Origin of the sequence: Chryseobacterium sp., from assembly GCF_041914225.1 — a bacterium.
Lineage (GTDB): Bacteria > Bacteroidota > Bacteroidia > Flavobacteriales > Weeksellaceae > Chryseobacterium.
In genome coordinates this window covers 1-20263 of the sequence record NZ_JAYSDT010000036.1, presented here as the reverse complement: position 1 = coordinate 20263, position 20263 = coordinate 1, and the positions used below count along the sequence as shown (strand labels likewise).

Here is a 20263-nt window from a genome sequence, read left to right as displayed (position 1 = left end):
CTATGGACAGCATCAATTTCTTACCCATATTAAACTCGGTTCTTTATTCATTTTTAGGAATCGCCATTTTACTTACATATTATTTCATTATTGAAAAAATTACTCCTGAAAAAACATGGCATGAGATCGCCCGGAATAAAAATATAGCAATTGCTATTGTCTTCGGGGCATTTATTATCGGAATTTCAATGATCATAAGCGCGGCAATTCATGGATAAGAAGAGGATTCCTCTTGAGCTGCTTTTATTGTTTTCAGTATTCGTCATTGCTACATGTGGACTGATTTATGAGCTGGTAGCCGGAGCTTTGGCAAGCTATCTTTTAGGAGACTCTGTAAAGCAGTTTTCTTTCATTATCGGAGTATACCTGTTCTCAATGGGAGTAGGTTCCTACCTTGCAAAATTCATTAAAGGAAATCTTATTGATAAATTCATTGAGATCGAAATCCTTGTAGGAATCGTGGGGGGAATCAGCTCTGTTGTGCTGTTTATTCTGTTTAATACGCTCGCCCATTTTGAAAGTGTTCTCTATCTCTTTGTATTCTTCACCGGATGTCTGGTGGGAGTGGAAATCCCGCTTCTGATGAATATTTTAAAAGACAGGGTACAGTTTAAAGATTTAGTTTCAAACGTTTTTGCATTCGATTATATCGGGGCATTACTGGCATCCATTCTGTTTCCGTTGGTTTTGATTCCGAAGCTGGGAATTGTTAAAACCCCTTTGTTTTTCGGATTGATTAATATTTCCATTGCGATATTCCTGTGCTATTATCTTACAAAGGAACTATCAAAACCGCTATCACTCAAAATAAAATCTCTTGCAGCATTTGCATTTCTTCTGGGGCTTTTCATTTTCTCAGATACTATTTTATCCTATTCAGAAGAAAAATTATATGGTGAAAATGTAGTATATACCAAAAGCTCACCGTACCAAAGAATTGTTTTAACGAGAAATACTCATGAATTCCGTTTATATCTAAATAACAACCTGCAGTTTTCATCCACAGACGAATACCGTTATCATGAGGCTTTGGTACATCCTGCAATGTCGATGGCAAAAAATATAGATAATGTCCTGATTCTTGGAGGCGGTGATGGTTTTGCAGCAAGGGAAGTATTAAAATATAAAGATGTTAAAAAAGTAACGCTTGTGGATCTTGACGGCGAGATGACCCAGTTTTTCAAAACCAATGAAACGATGCGCAAACTGAATCAAAGTTCTTTTTCCAATCCTAAAGTGGAAGTGATCAATAAAGATGCTTACATTTGGGTAAAAGAGAACAAAAAGAAGTTTGATGTCATTATCATAGACTTTCCGGATCCGTCCAATTACAGCCTGGGAAAACTCTATTCTTTACAGTTTTATAAAGAACTGGAAAGGTTAACAACTCTTGATACAAAGATTGTAGTTCAGACCACCTCTCCGTATTTTGCTCCGAAATCTTTCTGGTGTATTGAAAAAACGATCCATCAGATTTTTCCTTTTACAGCAGCATATCACACTTACGTTCCTTCTTTTGGGGAATGGGGATTTTCTATGGCTTCATTTGAACCTGTCAACAACCGAATCTACAGAAAGCTTCCCGGTTTGAAATACTATGATTACAACTTTTCACAGATGTCTTATTTCAATAAAGATATGAAGGTGAAAGATGTAGAAGTTAACCGTCTGGATAATCAGATTTTAGTCCGATATTTCGATGAAGAGTGGGGAAAAGTACAGTAGGAAAGATTTTCTTACAACTATATTTTTAGGTAGCCTTATGCTTCCCTTTTTGCAGTATTGCGGAAAGAAAGTGAAAGCTTTGCTGCTGAAAATTACCGGGACCAATCATGTTCTCGGGCATAGATTATGGGCAAAAGATTTTCCACAGTTTTCAGAAGTTATCCACACTAAGTATCTTATTGTCGGGGGCGGAATCTCTGGTCTTTCGGCGTGTAGGTCCTTCAGCCAGCATAATGAACAAGACTATCTTCTTCTGGAAATGGAAAATCATCTTGGCGGCAATTCTTCCAACGGAGAGAATTCTTTTTCAAAATTTCCTTTAGGTGCGCACTATTTGCCATTACCGAACAAAGAGAATACGAAAATCATAGAATTCCTGAAAGAATGTAAAATCTGCCTCGGAACTGACGATAACGGAGAACCGATTCTTGATGAATACCAAATGACATTTCCTCAGCAGGAAAGATTATTTTATAAAAACTCCTGGCAGAACGATATTGTTCCCCAAAGAGGAATTTCAGCACAAACTCAGCAAGAGCTTACCCGCTTTTTTAAACTGATGGATGAATTCCGTGTAAAGAAAGATGCGGAGGGAAAATATTGGTTTGCTATTCCGGTACATGATTCCAGCAGAGAAAATGAGGTTGTAAAGCTTGAAAAAATCATTTTTAAAGACTGGCTGAAAGAAAATAACTACCATTCGGAAGAACTTCTCTGGCTTCTGGATTATTCCTGCAGGGACGATTTTGGATTAGGAACAGACTACGTTTCTGCGTGGGCAGGAATTCATTATTTTGCCGGAAGAAAGAATAACTGGAGTACAATATATAAAGATCAGGTATTCACCTGGCCGGAGGGAAATGCAAGACTGGCAAAACATCTTTCAAAATACACCGTGGGAAAACATATGCCGGGAAATCTGGTTTTTGATGTAAAAATCAATGATAAAGTTGAGGTTTTAAGTTTTGACAATACGCAAAAGAAAACTAAAAAGATCATTGCCGATAAAGTACTGTTTGCAACACCTCAATTTGTGAATGAGAGAATTTTTAATCATAAAAAAGTACCTTCCTTTCATTACGTGCCCTGGCTTTTAACTACCATTACGCTGAAAAATGAATTCGGAGGAGATGAAGAGCTGGCCCGGGATAATGTGATCTACGGTTCTTCAGGGTTGGGTTATATCTTTGATCAGCATCAGAATCTCAACCAGATTATTGGTGAAAAAGTGATTACTCACTATAAGAGTTTTTCAACCGGAGATTGTAAGAAAGCAAGGAAAAAACTCTACGCCATGAAAGAGGCTGAACTGAAAGATTTGGTTTTGGGTGATCTGAAGAAAGCACATCCGCTGATAGAAGATTTCATTCTTGAAATGCAGTTTCATAAAATAGGACATGCGATGATCGCACCGGTACCTAATCAGATTTTTGGCGAAGAAACCCAAACAGCCAACGAGCCTGTTGAAGGTAAAATCTTCTTTGCCCATTCCGATCTTTCAGGAATTTCCATTTTTGAAGAAGCCTTTTATCAGGGACTTCGTACTGCAGAACAAATGATGTAAAATAACACTATGAAACAGCCGTGGATACATAACGCAAAAACAGACTGGTGGTTTATTTTATCACCGCCATTTCTTGTATTGCTGATTATCTTTCTCTTTCAGAAACAGATCCAGGCACTGGAAAATCATTATTCTTTTTACACATGGCTTTTCCTGATTGTTTTTGTGGATGTTGCCCACGTTTATTCCACACTGTTCAAAACCTATTTTGTAAAAGGAGAGGTACAGAAAAATAAGCTGCTGTATCTGGGAATTCCTGTTCTGAGCTGGATATTGGGAATGATCCTGTTCCAGTTTGGTAGCCTGACGTTCTGGTCAGTATTGGCATTGATTGCCGTTTTTCATTTTATACGTCAGCAGTACGGCTTTATGCGAATCTATGCCCGTTTTAAACCGAACAACTGGAGCAAAAAAATAGATGAGATTGCTGTTTACTCCGCAACTATTTATCCGATGTTGTATTGGTTTAAAACTCCCCGGGCTTTTACCTGGTTTGTCAACAATGAGTTTGACTGGCTTCAGAATCTTCCGGATTATATTCCTTTACTTACTGTAATTTACTTTGCAATCCTAATTATTTGGCTTTTTAAAACTGCTTTTGAAGTTTTTAAATCCAAACGGATTAATATCCCTAAAACAGCGTTGATCACCGGAACTTTTCTTTCCTGGTATTTTGGAATTGTTTATTTCAACAATGATCTTTTGTTTACTTTCCTGAATGTGGTTTCTCATGGGATTCCCTATATCGCACTGATTTATATCCGGGAAATACAGCAAAAAGAAAATCATCAGCTGAACTGGTTGCAGATTTTTAAATCTTTTTCCGGAATATTTCTGTTTGTCGGCGTCATTTTATTGTTCGCTTTTCTGGAAGAATTTTTTATGGGAAACGCTGGTTTGGAATGAGCACTTTTCCATGAATGTAATGCTTTCAGAAAATCTGTTTCAGTTCCTGGTTCCCTTATTGGTTGTTCCGCAGCTTACCCATTATCTTCTGGACGGTTTTATTTGGAGAAAACCGAAAAAAGTTAATTAACTTTGTCCGGAACGTTTAAAATCTGAAAATGAGACAATATTTTCTGTCATTAGCAATCTTTCTTGGAATGATTGCAGGGGCTCAGCAGAAAACATTCTGTAATCCTATTAATATTGATTATGGTTATACTCCCTTCGAAGCTTTTTCCAAACAGGGAAAACACCGTGCTACAGCAGATCCGGTGATTGTTAACTTTAAAAATAAACTTTTCCTTTTCTCTACCAACCAGGAAGGATACTGGTACAGTGATGATATGCTGGACTGGAAGTTTGTAAAAAGGAAATTTCTCAGAGATAATAAATACATTCACGATCTTAATGCTCCGGCAGTCTGGGCCATGAAAGATACTTTATACGTGTATGGCTCTACCTGGGAGCAGGATTTTCCGATCTGGAAAAGTACCAATCCTACGAAAGATGACTGGAAGATTGCAGTGAATACTTTAAAAGTAGGAGCATGGGATCCTGCATTCCACTATGATGAAGATAAAAATAAACTGTATCTGTACTGGGGCTCAAGTAACGAATGGCCGTTGCTGGGGACCGAAGTAAAAGTGAAAAATCTTCAGTCTGAAGGTTTCGTAAAGCCAATTATTAAACTAAAACCTGAAGATCACGGATGGGAGCGTTTCGGGGAATACAATGATAATGTTTTTCTTCAGCCATTTGTGGAAGGCGCGTGGATGACGAAGCATAACGGGAAATATTATATGCAGTACGGCGCTCCGGCAACAGAATTCAGTGGCTATTCTGATGGAGTATATGTGAGTAAAAATCCTTTGGAAGGCTTCGAATATCAGCAGCATAATCCGTTCTCTTATAAACCGGGTGGTTTTGCCAGAGGTGCAGGTCATGGAGCAACATTTGAAGACAATTACAAAAACTGGTGGCACGTTTCCACAATTTTTATTTCTACTAAAAATAATTTTGAAAGAAGGCTGGGAATATGGCCGGCAGGCTTTGATAAAGATGATGTGATGTACTGTAATACGGCTTATGGCGATTATCCCACATACCTTCCGTAATATGCACAGGGAAAAGATTTTACGAAAGGTCTTTTTGCCGGATGGATGCTGTTGAATTACAATAAACCCGTTCAGGTCTCATCTACTTTAGGTGGATATCAACCTAACTATGCGGTAGATGAGGATATCAAAACGTATTGGAGTGCTAAAACAGGAAATTCCGGGGAATGGTTTCAGACGGATCTGGGTGAAGTTTCTACCATCAATGCCATTCAGATCAATTATGCGGATCAGGATGCTGAATTTATGGGGAAAACACTGGGAAAAATGCACCAGTATAAAATCTATGGTTCTAATGATGGCAAGAAATGGAATGTGATTGTGGATAAAAGCAAAAATACAAAGGATGTTCCCCATGACTATGTTGAGTTGGAAAAACCGACAAAAGCACGCTTCCTGAAAATGGAAAACCTGAAAATGCCTACCGGAAAATTTGCGTTGAGCGGTTTCAGGGTATTCGGAAAAGGAGCAGGAAAACAGCCGGCTAAAGTAGAAGGTTTTGTGCCTTTAAGAGCTGATCCGAAGAAATATGGTGAGAGAAGAAGTATCTGGATGAAATGGCAGCAGAATCCTGATGCAGACGGCTATGTAATTTATTTTGGGAAGTCTCCGGATAAATTGTACGGAAGCATCATGGTATACGGAAAGAATGAATATTTCTTTACCGGTGCAGACAGAACAGATGCCTATTATTTCCAGATTGAAGCTTTCAATGCCAATGGAGTTTCTGAAAGAACAGCCGTTGCAAAATCTGAATAAAATTCAATTTTAAAATAAAAAATAACATGTTTTGGAGAATCAGAGCGTGTTATTTTTTATCAATTCTTTTAATGAAAGTTTCAATTTTATCAATAAGAAATACATCATGTGGCTGCTTGTCCCAATCCAGATGTCCTCCATTGAATTGATAAGACTCATGGATAACATGGTTGGCAGTCAAAGCTGAATCCAGTCTTTTTTCCTGTGTAGACGGAATTACACGATCCGAATTTCCATAGTAAGACAAAGTAGGAGGGGAATCACTTTTTATCCATTTCACAGGGCTGGCAAAATCGATCTTTGATATTCCGGTTTTAATTGTTTCAGGATCCACAAGTCTGCTTTCCACAAAAGAATACTCCTGATAATTTTTGAAATCCGGATCAGACAGATCTGCCGGTCCCACAATATTAATCACAGCTTTAACTTTTTTATCAGTGTCAAATTTATAAGCATAAAGCATAGATAAATGACCTCCGGCGCTGTTACCTAATAAAATCACACTGGGATTGTAGCCCAGTTTATTTTTTAATAATTCAGTTACCTTTTTAATATCATCAGTTTGATTTGGGAGCCCAAAGCTAGTAGCTGAAGCAAGTCTGTAGTTCATATTAACGAAAATATGATCGGGAAATTTCTGCATCATAGAGAGCGTGAAAAAGGTTAATTGCGATTTATCTCCGGCCCTCCAGCCTCCACCATGAATTATAATAAAAACATCCTTTTCTTTATTTGTTCGTGTAGATGGAATATAGAGATCCATAACCTGCTCAGAACTTTTTCCATAATGAATATTTTCTTCTTTATCAAAATTGATATCATGCCCGAGCTTTATCTTTTTTTCTTTGCAACCTGTCCATAGAAAAAGGAGACTGAGGGATATCAAAATAATTTTTATATCTTTTTTCATAATGATTAAATATAAAAAATCCGCTGAAAAAAATCAGCGGATACCGTAAGAATAATTAAATATGAAGAAAGATAATCTTTATCTTGTTCTGCTTTTGATGGCATCTGAGGCCCCTTCGATGTCTCTTACCTTTTTCACTTTCTGATTCCCGAAATTGTAGGTAAGGCTTACGATTAAACTTCTGTTGTAGCGGTTTTGGTGGATATAATTGTAATTTCCGTTTTCCTGAAAATCTTCAATTTTCACGATGTTGGTATTCAGGACATCGTTTACATTCACTGCAAAAGTCCAGTCGTTCCACATTTTCTTAAGGCTGAGGTCTAAGCTCATTAAGTTTTTCAGTGAACCAAGCTCAATCTGCTGCTTGTCTACAAAGAAATAATTAACTCCGAAGAACCATGTTTTCTTTTTATCAAGACGAATGGTGTTGTTAGTCTGGATCAGAAGGCTGGTAGAATTCGTTTTATTGGTGTAGGTAATAAAATTTCCGTTAGGTCCTTTATCACTCTTAAACCGGTCTCCGGTAGTAGGATCAGTATCAAGACTCCCATTATTGATGTTATGCTGCACTCCGATATTAAAGTTGGTCGTCCAGTATTGTTTGAAAAACGACTTCTGAATACCCACCATAGCAGACATTTCCTGCTTGTTCCCAAAATTGGTTCTGATATATCTCAATGCCGGATTATCTCCAATCTTACCATCCGGCGATACCGGATATCCCTGAAGTGGAACCTGTGTAATGACGTCCTGAATGTAAGAATGGTTTAAAATCAGGAAATATGAATTTCTGTACATGTATGTAAGTTCCTGATTGTAGGTAGAGGAAGCTTTTACAAACGGGTCATTCTGAGTGTAATTATCTTCTGTCAGGATGTTTCTTACAGGATTAAGTTCCCAGAAGCTCGGTCTTCTCATTCTGCTTGAAAAAGAGTATGAAATATTATTTTTATCATTAATTGCATAATTAAGGCTCAGATAAGGAAGTAAGTTATTGTAATTTCTTTCAATCCTTTTAAGTGCTTCTGTAGGGGCGTTGTCAGAAGTTCCCAAACTGTTTGTGATCTCGTATCGGGCTCCTATTTTTCCTGAAAGTTTGTCAGAAATCTTTTTCTCAACGGTAAGATACATTCCATAGATGTTTTCATCATAAATAAAATGGTTGGGTCTTGAATCCGGGGATGTCAGGGGATCAAAAGAATAAGTAATGTTTTTAGAATCGTTGTCTGTTTTGGTTTTATTGTAATTTCCTCCAATTGAAACGGTAAGATCATTTTTAAATTTCTGATTATAATCTACCATTCCGGAGAAATTATTAATGATCTGCGGAAGATCCTGAATCACCTGTGTTTTCCTTGCTCCCACATTCCTGTTGATGTCTGAAGCAAAGGTCTGGTTATCTGTAAACTGGAATCTTCTATAGTTGAGGTAAGCTGCATTTACATTCAGTTTACTGCCTAATGAATCTGTTTTCAGTTCATAATTTAAATTTACGGAATTGTTGTATGACCTTGAATCTTCTCTGTTTTTAGACCAGGTGTATTCAGTATCTGTTTTTTTAATGGTATTAAATAAATCTACCGTTGAGTTATAGCTTTTATTAGCCCATGTGTTCCATGATAGTGCAAGGTTGCTTTTATCATTAAGCTGATAATCAATATTCAGATAGCCCCCGATATTTTTGTTCGGATCATCAATATCACCTGTAGATTCATTGGATGTTTTGGCTGTACCGTTTCTGAGAGTATACGTTTGTGCTTCAATATTTTCACCACCGCTAAGACTGGCGCTTACTCCCAGCTTGTCCTTTCTGTAGTTGGCCGAAAAACTCGCCTGGCTTCCGTTGTACTTATTGGTTGTATTAGACATTCTCATGTTTCCGTTGAGACCGTCGCTCATTTTTTTCTTTAAAACGATATTGATGATCCCATCCGATGATTCAACCTGATATTCACTTCCGGGAACAGTGATCACTTCAATTTTCTGGATATTTTCAGCCGGAGTATTTTTCAGGAACTGAACCAGAGACTCGGAATCCATATTGCTTTTTCTTCCGTTGATATAGATCAGCGCATTATTTTTCCCTGCGATTTTCAATGTTTTATCATCCGTGGAAGATAATAAAGGAGTCTGCTTCAGAAGGTCAAAAGTGGTATTTCCTTTGGCAACAGGTGATGCTGCCACATCGTATACAAAACGGTCGCTTTGCTTTTTAAAAACCTGTTTTGTGATGGTTACACCTTCTATATTTTTTGTTTTTGCCGTATCAGATTTCTTCTCCTGAGCAAATGCACAGGTACCGAATACAATAGCCATTGACAAAATTATACGTTTCATGTTTGTTTTATTTAAGAGTGGATTATTGAAATAAGTTGTATAGATTAGGTTCTTGATTTTACAGCATCATTAGCTGATTTCATTTCCCTTGCTTTTTTCAGTTTCTGATTTCCGAAATTGTAAGTAACCCCGATGCTCAGCAACCTTGGATAATTGAAGTTGGTGATATTGTTAAATTTTCCGTTGGGCTGTACTCCTTTAACTCTGTAGAAGCTTTGATTGAATAAGTCACTCACTTCTGCTACGATAGTCCAGTCCCCTGCAATTTTTTTCAGGCTGAAGTCAAAGCTCTGTCTTGCACCGATCATCCCGGCTTCCATAGCGGTCTGGCTGGCAAAGAAATAATTAACACCCAGGAACCAGTCTTTTTTAGAAGAGAGTCTTATAATATTATTGATGGTTACTGACATATTATAGTTTTTTACATCAATGATATAAGGATCCAGTGATTCTGTTTCGTACTGACCTAATTGAGATGTTGGATCCTCCAACACGGCGCCTTTGTAGGTAACGTAACCTAAGTTCACAGAATAATTAGTAGTCCAGATATCTTTGAACCATGATTTGTTCATTCCCAGAGTAAGGGCAAGCTCTCTGTTTTTACCGTAATTAGTTCTTATATACCTCAAGAATCTTGTTGTTTCCATGATCATATTTCCGTCAGGATCATAGAGTATTTTTCCATTTTCATCCCTTTTTGGTGTTGTTAAAGTTCCTTGCAACGGAAGCATGTCTGAAGCAGATGCATCTTCTACCATATTAAAACTAAGATTGGCATAGAATGCATTTTTGTACATATAATTCAACTCCTGATTATAATACTTTGAAGCTAGTATAAATGGATTGTTCTGTGTATAATTGGTTGGGGTAAAGTAGGTTCTCGAAGGATTCAGCTCCCAGAATCTCGGTCTTCTGATTCTGCTGGAAAAAGTATAGCTCAGATTATGATCGGAATTGATAGCGTAGTTTAAGTTCAGATACGGTAGCAGATTGTTGTAATTTCTTTCAAAACCTGTTTTATCAACAATGTCTCCGGTGCTTCTGGTCATTTCGTGGCGGGCACCAATCTTTCCGGATATTTTTTCAGTCAGTTTTCTTTCATAGTTCAGATAAATTCCAAGTATATTTTCCTTGTAAATAAAGTGATTGGTTTGCTTAGTATCTATCACAAAATCATTACCGATTAATTTGTCTTGTCTGGTATCGTTATCTGTATTGGTGTGATTGTAACTGATTCCCATTAACCATGTAGCTCCTTTAGCGGTCTTTTTCAGATAATCGATATTGGCTGCATAGTTGTTGATGATCTGTGGTACCGCCTGATGCAATGCCGAGTATTTATTAATCGTATCATTTGTTAGAGGAAAACTCTCGTTGAAGCTTACTTTGTCCCTGTTAAACCATAGGTAAGAAAGGTTTGAGGTAAGCTTACTTCCCAGAGAATCTGTTTTCATCTCATAATTCAGATTGAAAGAGTGGTTTCTGGTCTGTGCATCTTCGTTATTGACTGTTCTGTTATTTAGTACACCGTTTTGCAAATTGGTAATATCCAGTACAGAATTGAAACTTTTATTGTATCTCATGTTGTAGGAGAATCCAAGACTGTGTTTCTTATTGATCTCATAATCAATATTGAAACCTCCGCCAAAATTTTTGTTAGGATCATCATTAAATCCAAATGATTCATTTTTGAAAGTAGAGTCTCCGTTGGACAGCGTATATCTTTGTCTGTCTGTCCAGCTTCCCATTCTGAAATTGGAGTTCCCCGACCATTTGCCTTGTCTGAAGTTAAAAGAAGCTCCTGCATTGGGATTGTTGTAATAAGCCTGCTCGTTCTGCATTTTCAACGTTCCGTTATAGCCGTTGTTTTTGCTTTTTTTCATTACAATATTGATGACACCTTCTTTAGATTCAACCTGAAATTCGCTTCCGGGAACCGTAATCACTTCAATTTTCTGGATATCTTCAGATGGGGTAGATTTCAGCATTTCAATCAATGCCTCAGAGTCCATATTGGTTTTCTTATTGTTGATATAAATTACTGCATCATTTTTTCCAAGAATCTTTAATGTTTTTCCATCGATACTGGAAATCATCGGAGTCTGCTTTAAAAGATTAAAAGTGTTGGTTCCTTTAGCGATAGATGAAGAAGCTACATCATATACCAAACGGTCACCTTGCTTTTTGAAAACCTGCTTCTTGAGAGTCACTGCATCAATTGCATTTACTTTCAAACTGTCTTTTTTCTGCTGGGCAGTTATTAGTCCGCCGAAAAATAGTGCTGCAATAAGAATTTGAGTTTTCATGATATTATTTTTTAATTAATAGCTTGTATGGTTTGTTATTTAACATTACAAAGATATATAATAACTTTAGTATTATGCAATACAAAGTACTTAAAAATATTTTTAAATTATTATAATCAATTGATTATCAGTTAATAAAATTTTATTTAAAATATTGATTGTTTGAACTTTCTGTATAATAAGACAAATGAAAGATGTTAAATGTTACATCAAATGAAAAAATATTGAAGAATTTTTTGAAAAAAGATAACTGACACTTGAACTTATTCCTATAGTTTAGGAATTAAAAACACATGCTAAACGAGGTTTGTAATGACCATAAAAATAAAAAGGACCGAAAGGTCCTTTGATTATTCTTATTATATTATTTATTCTCTGTCGAATCGGGCAAGCTTTTTATCTACCCAAACCGTTGCAAAAGGGAAGAAAGCAGATAATAAGGCAAAAACAAAATCTTCATCATCCCAGTTATAAATTTTTCTGGCAGGAAGGCAGAGTAAAAGATAAAGCGTAAAGAATAATCCGTGTAGGCTGCCAATAACGCTGATGAAAATGATAGAATATACATTTTCATCATACCGGATCCAGATCATCGCCACACAATACAGTAAAAGACATGAAACAGCTTCTGCAAGACAAATTTGCTTAAACCATCTGATGATTTTTTCCTGAGAATACTTTGAGAAAAATTTTTCGATGAAGTTCATGAATAATTATTTATAGAAGATAAAAAAGGATGTTTCGCTTTTTACGGGATATCCACTGTATTTTACAGGCTCAAATTTAGTGTATTTTATAAACTTTTTGATCTCTTTTTCAAAATAAGGAATATACTTCAAATTGTGATCATTATAAATACGATGACTGAATTGATGCTTCAAAACCTTTCCTTTTTGGTCTAAAATGAGGGTTACCACAGTGCTTGAGCGGTATTTCTGAAAAGAAGGATTATAATTTTCATAACCTTCCGGATAAATAAAACTATGGAAGAAATCTTTATTTAACTGATCATTATCATCTGTATAACTGAGGTAGGCTCCTTTATAAGTCCATTCACAATGCTCATCGTTATCAAAGGTTTTATCAGGGTGCTTTTTTACATACATAGCCACAGATTCTTTAACGAGACCGTCAATAAAATCTTTACCAAACTTTTTTCAGTCAATTCAGTCATTACCGAATAATAGCATTCACCGGAATAACCACCCATATCACTGCCCATCCATTCTCCGCCCCAAATGATATTATGCTTTTTTAAAATCATTCTGAGTTCTTCTCCGGGCAAAAACTTATCACCATTGGGAGCAGCAATATTGATAAAATATTTATTTTGAATTTCCGAAGCTTTTACGGCCCTGATTGAATCTTCGCTGCAACGCTTTTTATTATAGCTTATCCTTTGGGCAAAAGCAATTTTCTGTAATTCTTTAAGAGAGTCACTTTGTAAAGTTGTTGATTCCTGGGCATATAGAAAGCCTTGCAAAAAAACAGAGAATAAAAATAAGTACAGTTTCATTGCTTATTGATAAAAACTGCTACCATCCAAATATTCAAAAACTTCAGGTGGAAGCATAGGTCTTACATTTTTACCATCTCTAATCATATTACGGATTTCAGTGGCAGAAAGTTCTATAACCGGTGCTTTGATCAGAGAAATATTTTCATGCTGTAAATATTCAGAATCTTTTTTCTCACCTTCAAATACTCTCGGATAAACAATAATATGATGATTTTTGATCAGGACATCAGAATTTTTCCATTTGTGAAGGCTCTTCAGATTATCTTCTCCCATGATCAGGCTGAAAGAATAAGCAGGGTATTTTTCGTGAAGATAGGTGAGCGTATCAATCGTATAGCTTGGTTTCGGAAGAGAAAACTCCACATTGGAAGCTCTCATATTGGGATAATTCTTTACTGCCAGCTGTACCATATCCAGTCTGTTATGGTCATTCAGTAAAGATTTTTTGTCTTTAAACGGATTTTGCGGGCTTACTACAAACCAAAGCTCATCCATATCAGAGTTTTCCAGGATATAATTGGCCAGAATAAGATGTCCGATATGAATTGGATTGAATGATCCGAAAAATAAACCGATTTTTTTCATGTTTTGTTAGGTCGTAGGTAGCTGATAATAGTTGGCGGTATTTTAGTGTGGACAGGAAAATCAAGTTTTTTAGGTTGACAGAATTTCATGATGGTTCTGCTTTTACCTGCAACCAAAATTCTGCAACCTTGGTTAATCCCTGAACTTCACATCCTTGATATTAAGATAATGGGTTACATTGCCTTTCCAGTGGTTTTCTTCCAGAGTAAAAGCAAGGTCGAAATTTTTATTTTTAAAATCTTCCACGAACTGTCCCAATTTAAATCCTACACATTCAATATTTCGTCCCGTAGATTCCTGCTTGATATAAAACTTAAGGTGATTATTATCTTTTCCCATTGTTTTTACATATCCGGAAAGTTTCTGGTTGGTTAATGTAAAGATAGGCTTCATATTATGAGGCCCGAATGGAGCCAGTTTTCGGTGGAAATTGATAAATTCTCTGTTGATCTCATCAATTTTAATTTCCGTGTCGATGGTAATCGAAGGTTCTTTCTGATGTTCCTGGATTTTTTCAGAAACAATTCTTTCAAATTTTTCCTTGAAAGCATCAAACTTGTCTTTCTCCATCGACAATCCGGCAGCAGCATGATGTCCCCCGAATTTAAGGAAATATTCGGAACACATATCAAGAGCTTCGTGTACGTCAAAATCTGAAACAGACCTTGCTGAAGCTACCATTTCACCATTATTACCATCGGTAAATACAAGTGTCGGTTTATAATAGGTTTCAATAAGCCTTGAGGCTACGATACCGATTACTCCTTTATTCCATTCAGGATGATAAACGATGGTTGTATGTTTGGTTTCCTGCTGGGATTCTATAATCTGATTCAGGGCAGAAAGGGTGGAATTCATATCCAGTTCGCGCCTTTCATCGTTGAGGTTCATAATGTCATTTACAATCTGGTTGGCATGTTTCAGATTGTCAGAAACCATAAGCTCCACAGCTGCTTTACCATGGGAGATTCTTCCGGCAGCATTAATTTTAGGGGCTATTTCAAAAACGATATTGGAAATTTCAAAGTGAGAAAGTTTATCCTCCGGAATCAATAATCTTAAACCAAGATTTCTGGTCTTCCTTAGGGTTTTTAATCCCATTTTAGCCAGGACTCTGTTTTCTCCTGTCATAGAAACAATATCTGCTGCAATGGAGATCGCCAGAAGATCTGTAAGCTCAAATAACTCGGCTTCCGGTAATTTATAAATGGTGTTAAGTCCCTGGCAAAGCTTAAAACCAACCCCGCATCCTGAAAGTTCTTTGAAGGGATATCGGCAGTCGCTTCTTTTAGGGTCAAGCACAGCTGCAGCATTAGGAATCTCTTCGCCCGGAAGGTGGTGATCACAGATAATAAAATCGATACCGAGATTAGTGGCATAATTGATCATATCGAGTGCCTTGATTCCACAGTCAAGAGCAATGATTAATGAAAAGCCATTTTCTTTGGCGAAATCAATTCCTTCTGTAGAAATTCCGTAGCCTTCAGAATTCCTGTCCGGAATGTAATAGTCCAGATATTTTTTCTCAACAATTTTGCTGAGGTAAAGGTACATTAAAGCGACGGCTGTGGTTCCGTCCACATCGTAGTCTCCATATACCAGTATTTTTTCACCATTTTCAATAGCGGTGGCAATACGCTCTACAGCTTTTTGCATATCTGCCATTAAAAACGGGTTGTGGATATCGTTAAGGTTCGGTTTGAAGAATTCTCTGGCCTTTTGATAATTGTCAATTCCCCTTAGAACGAGGATTTTAGATTCAAAAGTACCAAAACCAAGTGACGAACTTAGTCTGTCCACAACTTCCTCATCGGGTTCAGGCTTGTAAATCCATTTTTGACTCATTTCACAAAAATAAGGAAAAAAAATAGCATTCCGAACAGAACCGGAACGAAGTTTTGACTTTGTAAATGTTAAAAAAAGGCTGTCTTCATGCTCCAAAATTTTAAATGATTATGAAAAAAATTACTCTATGCATTATGTTATTTGGGGCTATGTATTCGATTAATGCACAAAAAATTAACCTCGGGAAAGCTGCGGGAATGGTTTCAAATGGTGCAAAAGCTCTAACATTTACGAACGAAGATGCTGTTAAATTATCCAAAGAATCAGTAGACTGGATGGATAAAAATAATGCCGTAGCAGGACCTAAAGACCCATACACTGTGAGACTGAACAAACTGTTTGGAAAGCACAAATCTCAGGACGGTCTGAATTTGAATTATAAAGTTTATAAAGTTAAAGATATCAATGCCTTTGCCTGTGCGGACGGAAGTGTACGTGTATTCTCTTCTCTGATGGATATCATGACAGACAATGAATTGCTTGCTGTTATCGGACATGAGATTGGGCACGTGAAAAACCAGGACACAAAAGATGCAATGAAATCTGCTTATCTGAAAGCGGCGGCACTAGATGCTGCATCATCAGCATCTTCTGCTGTAGCTACACTTAATGAGAGTCAGGTAGGAAAGATGGCTAATGCATTTTTGGATGCCTCTCACAGCAAAAAACAGGAATCAGAAGCAGATACTTACTCATATGATTTTATGAAAGCAAATAAATATGATGTTGTAGGAGCATATACGGCTTTCAAAAAGTTAGCGCTGCTTTCAGAAGGAAGTACACAAACGAACTTTGAAAAAATGTTTAATTCTCACCCTGACAGTAACAAAAGGGCAGAATCTATTAAAAAACGAGCTGAGAAAGACGGGTTATGGAAAGATCCGGGAAAGATTGCACTGCCTGTTGCAAAACAGATAAAATAAACTTAAGATCAATATATAAAAACCCTCGGAGAGCTTCTTCGAGGGTTTTTAAATTAATGACCGGTTAGTTAACAAGAAATACTGTCTGTGAATTTTTTTAATAATGTTAAAATACAGAATTGAAAAAAAAAATTCACAAAACACAAGAGAATACCTCAGGGTATATTATTGTTTTATTTATTATATTATTATTTTTAATTTTGTTGTATTGTGTTTAATGTGTTAATTTTAGTTAAAATATAAATTATATTGTTTTTAAATTTATATTTGTATTATATATTATATAAATGATGAACAAAAAAATTACATTTTCTTTATTGGGCATAATGGCTCTCTTTCTTGGTAGAGTCAATGCCCAAAACTATCAAACCTTAAACGTAACAAGCGGTTATAATGAAGATCTTATTGCAAACGGTACAGGAACAGCTGCTTCCAGTACAACCCAAAGTGTGGATGACCCGACTAACGGGTATGTATTTATGTCAACCGATTTTGTAAACGGATCAGGGGAAACTCCCACTTCAGGACTGCCTGGTAATGGTCTGATCAATTCTATAAATACACCAGGATTGACTTTTCAGCTGGCATCTTACACTGCTAATAACTCCTTAAGGCTTTTAAATGAAGGCGATTCGGGAACTTTATCTTTTAACTCCACGCCAAAGGCATCGAAATTATATTTGCTGGCAACTACGGGAAGTGGAATTTCTGAAGCGAAAATCACGGTTAATTTTACAGATGGAACGACTCAGGTTTTTACCAATAATATTATAAATGACTGGTATGGCGGAACTTCGTTTGCAATCAATGGAATTGGCAGAGTCAGCAGAGTAAACGATGCTATTGAGAATAGTGCAGATAATCCAAGATTGTATGAGATTGCTTTATCAATAAGTGCTGCAAATCAGTCTAAAAATATTTCAAGTGTTAATATTGCTAAAACTTCTTCATGGTCTGGTATTGTATGTGTTTTTGGTTTGTCTTATATTGTGGCGAACAGCTGTATAGCGCCGGATGGTGTGTCTTTTTCAAATATAAGTTCAAATTCGGCTACTGTTTCCTGGAATGCGATTACAGGAAGCTCATCTTATGAAATTTATCAAAGTACAAATAGTACGGTTCCTGTTAGCGCGACTGTACCCACAATTACCGGAATCAGTGGCACATCAAAAGATATTTCAGGTTTATCACCGGCTACTTCATATTATATTTGGGTAAGAAGCAATTGTGGAGGAGGAAATACAAGTGACTGGAGCCAGGTTGTTAATTTTACCACTTCCTGTGCGGCAGTAAATATACCTTATACAGAAGATTTTAATGTTGCTGCGGATTATTCAATTCCGGATTGTACTTCAACACAAGTAATTGCTGGCGATAACTGGTATGTAGCAGATTTTGCCGGAGCTGTTGCAGGATTCAATTCCAAAGGGCTTTATACCACTACATATGGTTTAACCAGTATGAATTCATGGTTTTATACGCAAGGGGTAAATCTTCAGGCAGGAACTAATTATACATTTAGCTTCCAGTATGGTAATTATTTGGGAACATTGAGCTTAAAGGTTGCGTATGGTAGTTCTCCTGCAGAGACATCAATGACTAACATTATTGTTGATTATCCTGATGTGAATGTAACATCTGCTACACCTGCTACATTTACAATTACTCCTGCAGTTACAGGCACTTATTATTTCGGATTCAATAATTATACATCAGCAGGAACAATGGGAATGCTATTGTTGGATGATATTTCAGTTACAGCTGCCAGTTTAGGAACTCAGGAAAGTCTGTCACAAAATAACGATGCGGGAGTTTACCCGAATCCGGTCTCTGATTATTTGTACATACGAGGAAAACAAAAAAATACAGAAGTTAAAATATTTGATACTTCCGGTAAAATGGTTTCAGTGTTAAATAATGTTGATCAAAAGATAGACGTTTCCAGTCTGATTAAAGGTGCTTACGTTGTTGTAATTAAAAATGCAGACGGAGCTTTATCCAATTATAAATTTATAAAGAAATAATATTCTGTTTTTAACATTAATTGTATTTAATGAAAATAGCTACCCTGCAAAGAGTAGCTATTTGTTTTATTGAAATATTGTATCCGGTAGCTTAAGAATACATTTTCTCTCTTAATTCTTTTACTTTTTTATCAGCAAGATATTCATCATAATTCATTTCTCTGTCGATGATTCCGTTAGGAGTCAGCTCAATGATTCTGTTACAGACTGTTGAAAGCATTTCGTGGTCATGAGATGACAACAGGATGTTCCCTTTGAAATTAGACAAAGAGTTGTTCAGGGTTGTAATACTCTCAAGGTCTAAGTGGTTGGTAGGTTCGTCCAGTAAAAGAACGTTTGCTTTCTGAAGCATCATTCTGCTGAACATACATCTCATTTTTTCACCCCCTGAAAGTACTTTACAGGATTTCAAAGCCTCATCACCGGAGAATAACATTCTTCCTAAGAATCCTCTTACGAATTCTTCATGACGCTCCTCATCGTTCTTTGTAAATTGTCTCAGCCAGTCAACCAGACTCAGGTCTTCCTGAAAGAAATTCGTGTTGTCTAATGGCATGTGAGATTGGGTAGTTGTAACTCCCCATGCAACTGTTCCTTTATCTGCTTCAACATTTCCTGCAAGAATCTCGAAAAATTCTGTGATTGCCAAAGAGTTTTTAGAAAGTACAGCTACTTTATCTCCTTTTTTAAGATTTAAATCAATGTTAGAGAACAATAATTCTCCGTCTTTTGTTTTCTCAAGACCTTTTACGTCAAGGATCTGATCTCCTGCTTCTCTCTCCATTTCAAAAATGATTGCAGGGTATCTTCTTGATGTTGGCTTAATGTCATCGATATTTAATTTATCGATCATTTTCTTTCTTGCAGTGGCCTGTTTCGCCTTCGCTACGTTAGAACTGAATCTTGCGATGAAGTCCTGAAGTTCTTTCTTCTTCTCTTCAGCCTTTTTGTTTGCCTGGGCTCTCTGTTTGGTTGCCAGCTGAGAAGCCTGGTACCAGAAAGAATAGTTACCTGTATAAAGGTTAAGTTTAGAATAATCAAGGTCACCGATGTGTGTACAGACAGTGTCCAGGAAGTGACGGTCGTGAGATACAACGATTACGGTATTTTCGTAATCAGCAAGGAAGTCTTCCAGCCATGAGATGGTATCAATGTCAAGGTCGTTGGTAGGCTCATCCAGAATCAATACATCTGGATTACCGAAAAGAGCCTGAGCCAAAAGAACCTTTACTTTGTCTTTGTTTTCAAGTTCACCCATTAACTGCCAGTGCATATCTTCAGTGATTCCTACGTTAGAAAGCATGGTTTGCGCATCGGATTCTGCAGTCCATCCACCCATTTCATCATAAATTACACCTAGTTCACCGGCTTTAATACCGTCTTCGTCAGAGAAATCTTCTTTTGCGTATAACGCATCCATTTCCTCTTTTATCTCAAATAATTTCTTATTACCTCTTAAAACTGCTTCAAGAACAGTAAACTGGTCATAAGCAAAGTGATCCTGTTCCAAAACTGACATCCTTTTCCCTGGTTCCAGAGATACATGCCCTGTTGTAGGATCCTGCTTTCCTGTTAGTATTTTCAGGAATGTAGACTTTCCCGCACCGTTTGCTCCGATGATCCCGTAGCAGTTTCCTTTGGTAAACATAATATTTACCTCGTCAAAAAGAACTCTTTTCCCGAATTGTAAAGATAAGTTAGATACT

17 protein-coding genes are annotated in these 20263 nt (G+C 36.7%); 8 read left to right on the top strand and 9 right to left on the bottom strand.

What is annotated here, in order from left to right; all coding sequences use genetic code 11:
• Positions 1-2: 2 nt before the first annotated feature.
• The 6 genes from ACE3RB_RS14930 (at position 3) to ACE3RB_RS14905 (ending at position 6108) form a co-directional block, all read left to right on the top strand.
• Positions 3-218, top strand: coding sequence for a DUF350 domain-containing protein (locus ACE3RB_RS14930; protein ID WP_374464930.1), 216 nt, complete (start codon positions 3-5; stop codon positions 216-218).
• Complete coding sequence (locus ACE3RB_RS14925) at positions 211-1725, top strand: polyamine aminopropyltransferase (protein ID WP_374464929.1); 1515 nt, start codon at positions 211-213, stop codon at positions 1723-1725. Before ACE3RB_RS14930 ends, ACE3RB_RS14925 begins: the two co-directional genes overlap by 8 nt.
• A 37-nt stretch (positions 1726-1762) precedes the next feature.
• Positions 1763-3289, top strand: a complete 1527-nt coding sequence (locus tag ACE3RB_RS14920; RefSeq protein ID WP_374464928.1) for an NAD(P)-binding protein — start codon at positions 1763-1765, stop codon at positions 3287-3289.
• 9 nt (positions 3290-3298) lie between these two features.
• The gene (locus tag ACE3RB_RS14915) at positions 3299-4195 is read left to right on the top strand and encodes a hypothetical protein (RefSeq protein WP_374464927.1); all 897 of its coding nucleotides are present in this window, start codon (positions 3299-3301) and stop codon (positions 4193-4195) included.
• A 158-nt stretch (positions 4196-4353) separates the two neighbouring features.
• Complete coding sequence (locus tag ACE3RB_RS14910) at positions 4354-5349, top strand: family 43 glycosylhydrolase (RefSeq protein WP_374464926.1); 996 nt, start codon at positions 4354-4356, stop codon at positions 5347-5349.
• Between the two features lie 51 nt (positions 5350-5400).
• Positions 5401-6108: a discoidin domain-containing protein gene (locus tag ACE3RB_RS14905; RefSeq protein WP_374464925.1), complete on the top strand. Its 708-nt coding sequence runs from the start codon at positions 5401-5403 to the stop codon at positions 6106-6108.
• Positions 6109-6157: 49 nt separating this feature from the next.
• Here ACE3RB_RS14905 and ACE3RB_RS14900 read toward each other — a convergent pair whose 3' ends face one another.
• The 8 genes from ACE3RB_RS14900 to recJ all read right to left on the bottom strand — a co-directional run bounded on the left by ACE3RB_RS14900 (position 6158) and on the right by recJ (position 15610).
• Complete coding sequence (locus ACE3RB_RS14900; RefSeq protein WP_374464924.1) at positions 6158-7018, bottom strand: alpha/beta hydrolase fold domain-containing protein; 861 nt, start codon at positions 7016-7018, stop codon at positions 6158-6160.
• A 78-nt stretch (positions 7019-7096) separates the two neighbouring features.
• A complete protein-coding gene (locus ACE3RB_RS14895) occupies positions 7097-9355 on the bottom strand; it encodes a TonB-dependent receptor domain-containing protein (RefSeq protein WP_374464923.1) in 2259 nt (752 codons plus the stop codon).
• Between the two features lie 44 nt (positions 9356-9399).
• On the bottom strand, positions 9400-11661 hold the full coding sequence (locus ACE3RB_RS14890; RefSeq protein ID WP_374464922.1) for a TonB-dependent receptor domain-containing protein: 2262 nt from the start codon (positions 11659-11661) through the stop codon (positions 9400-9402).
• Between the two features lie 368 nt (positions 11662-12029).
• Positions 12030-12368 carry a DUF3817 domain-containing protein gene (locus ACE3RB_RS14885; protein WP_002983338.1) on the bottom strand — a complete coding sequence of 113 codons (339 nt, stop codon included), beginning with the start codon at positions 12366-12368 and terminating at the stop codon, positions 12030-12032.
• A gap of 6 nt (positions 12369-12374) precedes the next feature.
• Positions 12375-12767 carry a hypothetical protein gene (locus tag ACE3RB_RS14880; protein WP_374464921.1) on the bottom strand — a complete coding sequence of 131 codons (393 nt, stop codon included), beginning with the start codon at positions 12765-12767 and terminating at the stop codon, positions 12375-12377.
• A complete protein-coding gene (locus ACE3RB_RS14875) occupies positions 12758-13177 on the bottom strand; it encodes a hypothetical protein (protein WP_374464920.1) in 420 nt (139 codons plus the stop codon). Before ACE3RB_RS14875 ends, ACE3RB_RS14880 begins: the two co-directional genes overlap by 10 nt.
• Positions 13178-13180: 3 nt before the next feature.
• The gene (gene nadD, locus ACE3RB_RS14870; RefSeq protein WP_374464919.1) at positions 13181-13765 is read right to left on the bottom strand and encodes a nicotinate (nicotinamide) nucleotide adenylyltransferase; all 585 of its coding nucleotides are present in this window, start codon (positions 13763-13765) and stop codon (positions 13181-13183) included.
• A gap of 132 nt (positions 13766-13897) precedes the next feature.
• Positions 13898-15610 (bottom strand): single-stranded-DNA-specific exonuclease RecJ, encoded by a 1713-nt coding sequence (recJ, locus tag ACE3RB_RS14865; protein WP_374464917.1) that lies wholly within the window; start codon positions 15608-15610, stop codon positions 13898-13900.
• A gap of 110 nt (positions 15611-15720) precedes the next feature.
• Here recJ and ACE3RB_RS14860 point away from each other — a divergent pair, with 110 nt between their 5' ends.
• Both ACE3RB_RS14860 and ACE3RB_RS14855 read left to right on the top strand, forming a co-directional pair.
• Complete coding sequence (locus ACE3RB_RS14860; RefSeq protein WP_374464916.1) at positions 15721-16533, top strand: M48 family metalloprotease; 813 nt, start codon at positions 15721-15723, stop codon at positions 16531-16533.
• A 287-nt stretch (positions 16534-16820) separates the two neighbouring features.
• Positions 16821-18557 carry a T9SS type A sorting domain-containing protein gene (locus tag ACE3RB_RS14855; RefSeq protein ID WP_374464915.1) on the top strand — a complete coding sequence of 579 codons (1737 nt, stop codon included), beginning with the start codon at positions 16821-16823 and terminating at the stop codon, positions 18555-18557.
• 91 nt (positions 18558-18648) lie between these two features.
• Here the strand turns inward: ACE3RB_RS14855 and ACE3RB_RS14850 are convergent.
• On the bottom strand, positions 18649-20263 hold a 1615-nt coding region (locus tag ACE3RB_RS14850), incomplete at its 5' end, for an ABC-F family ATP-binding cassette domain-containing protein (RefSeq protein ID WP_374464914.1).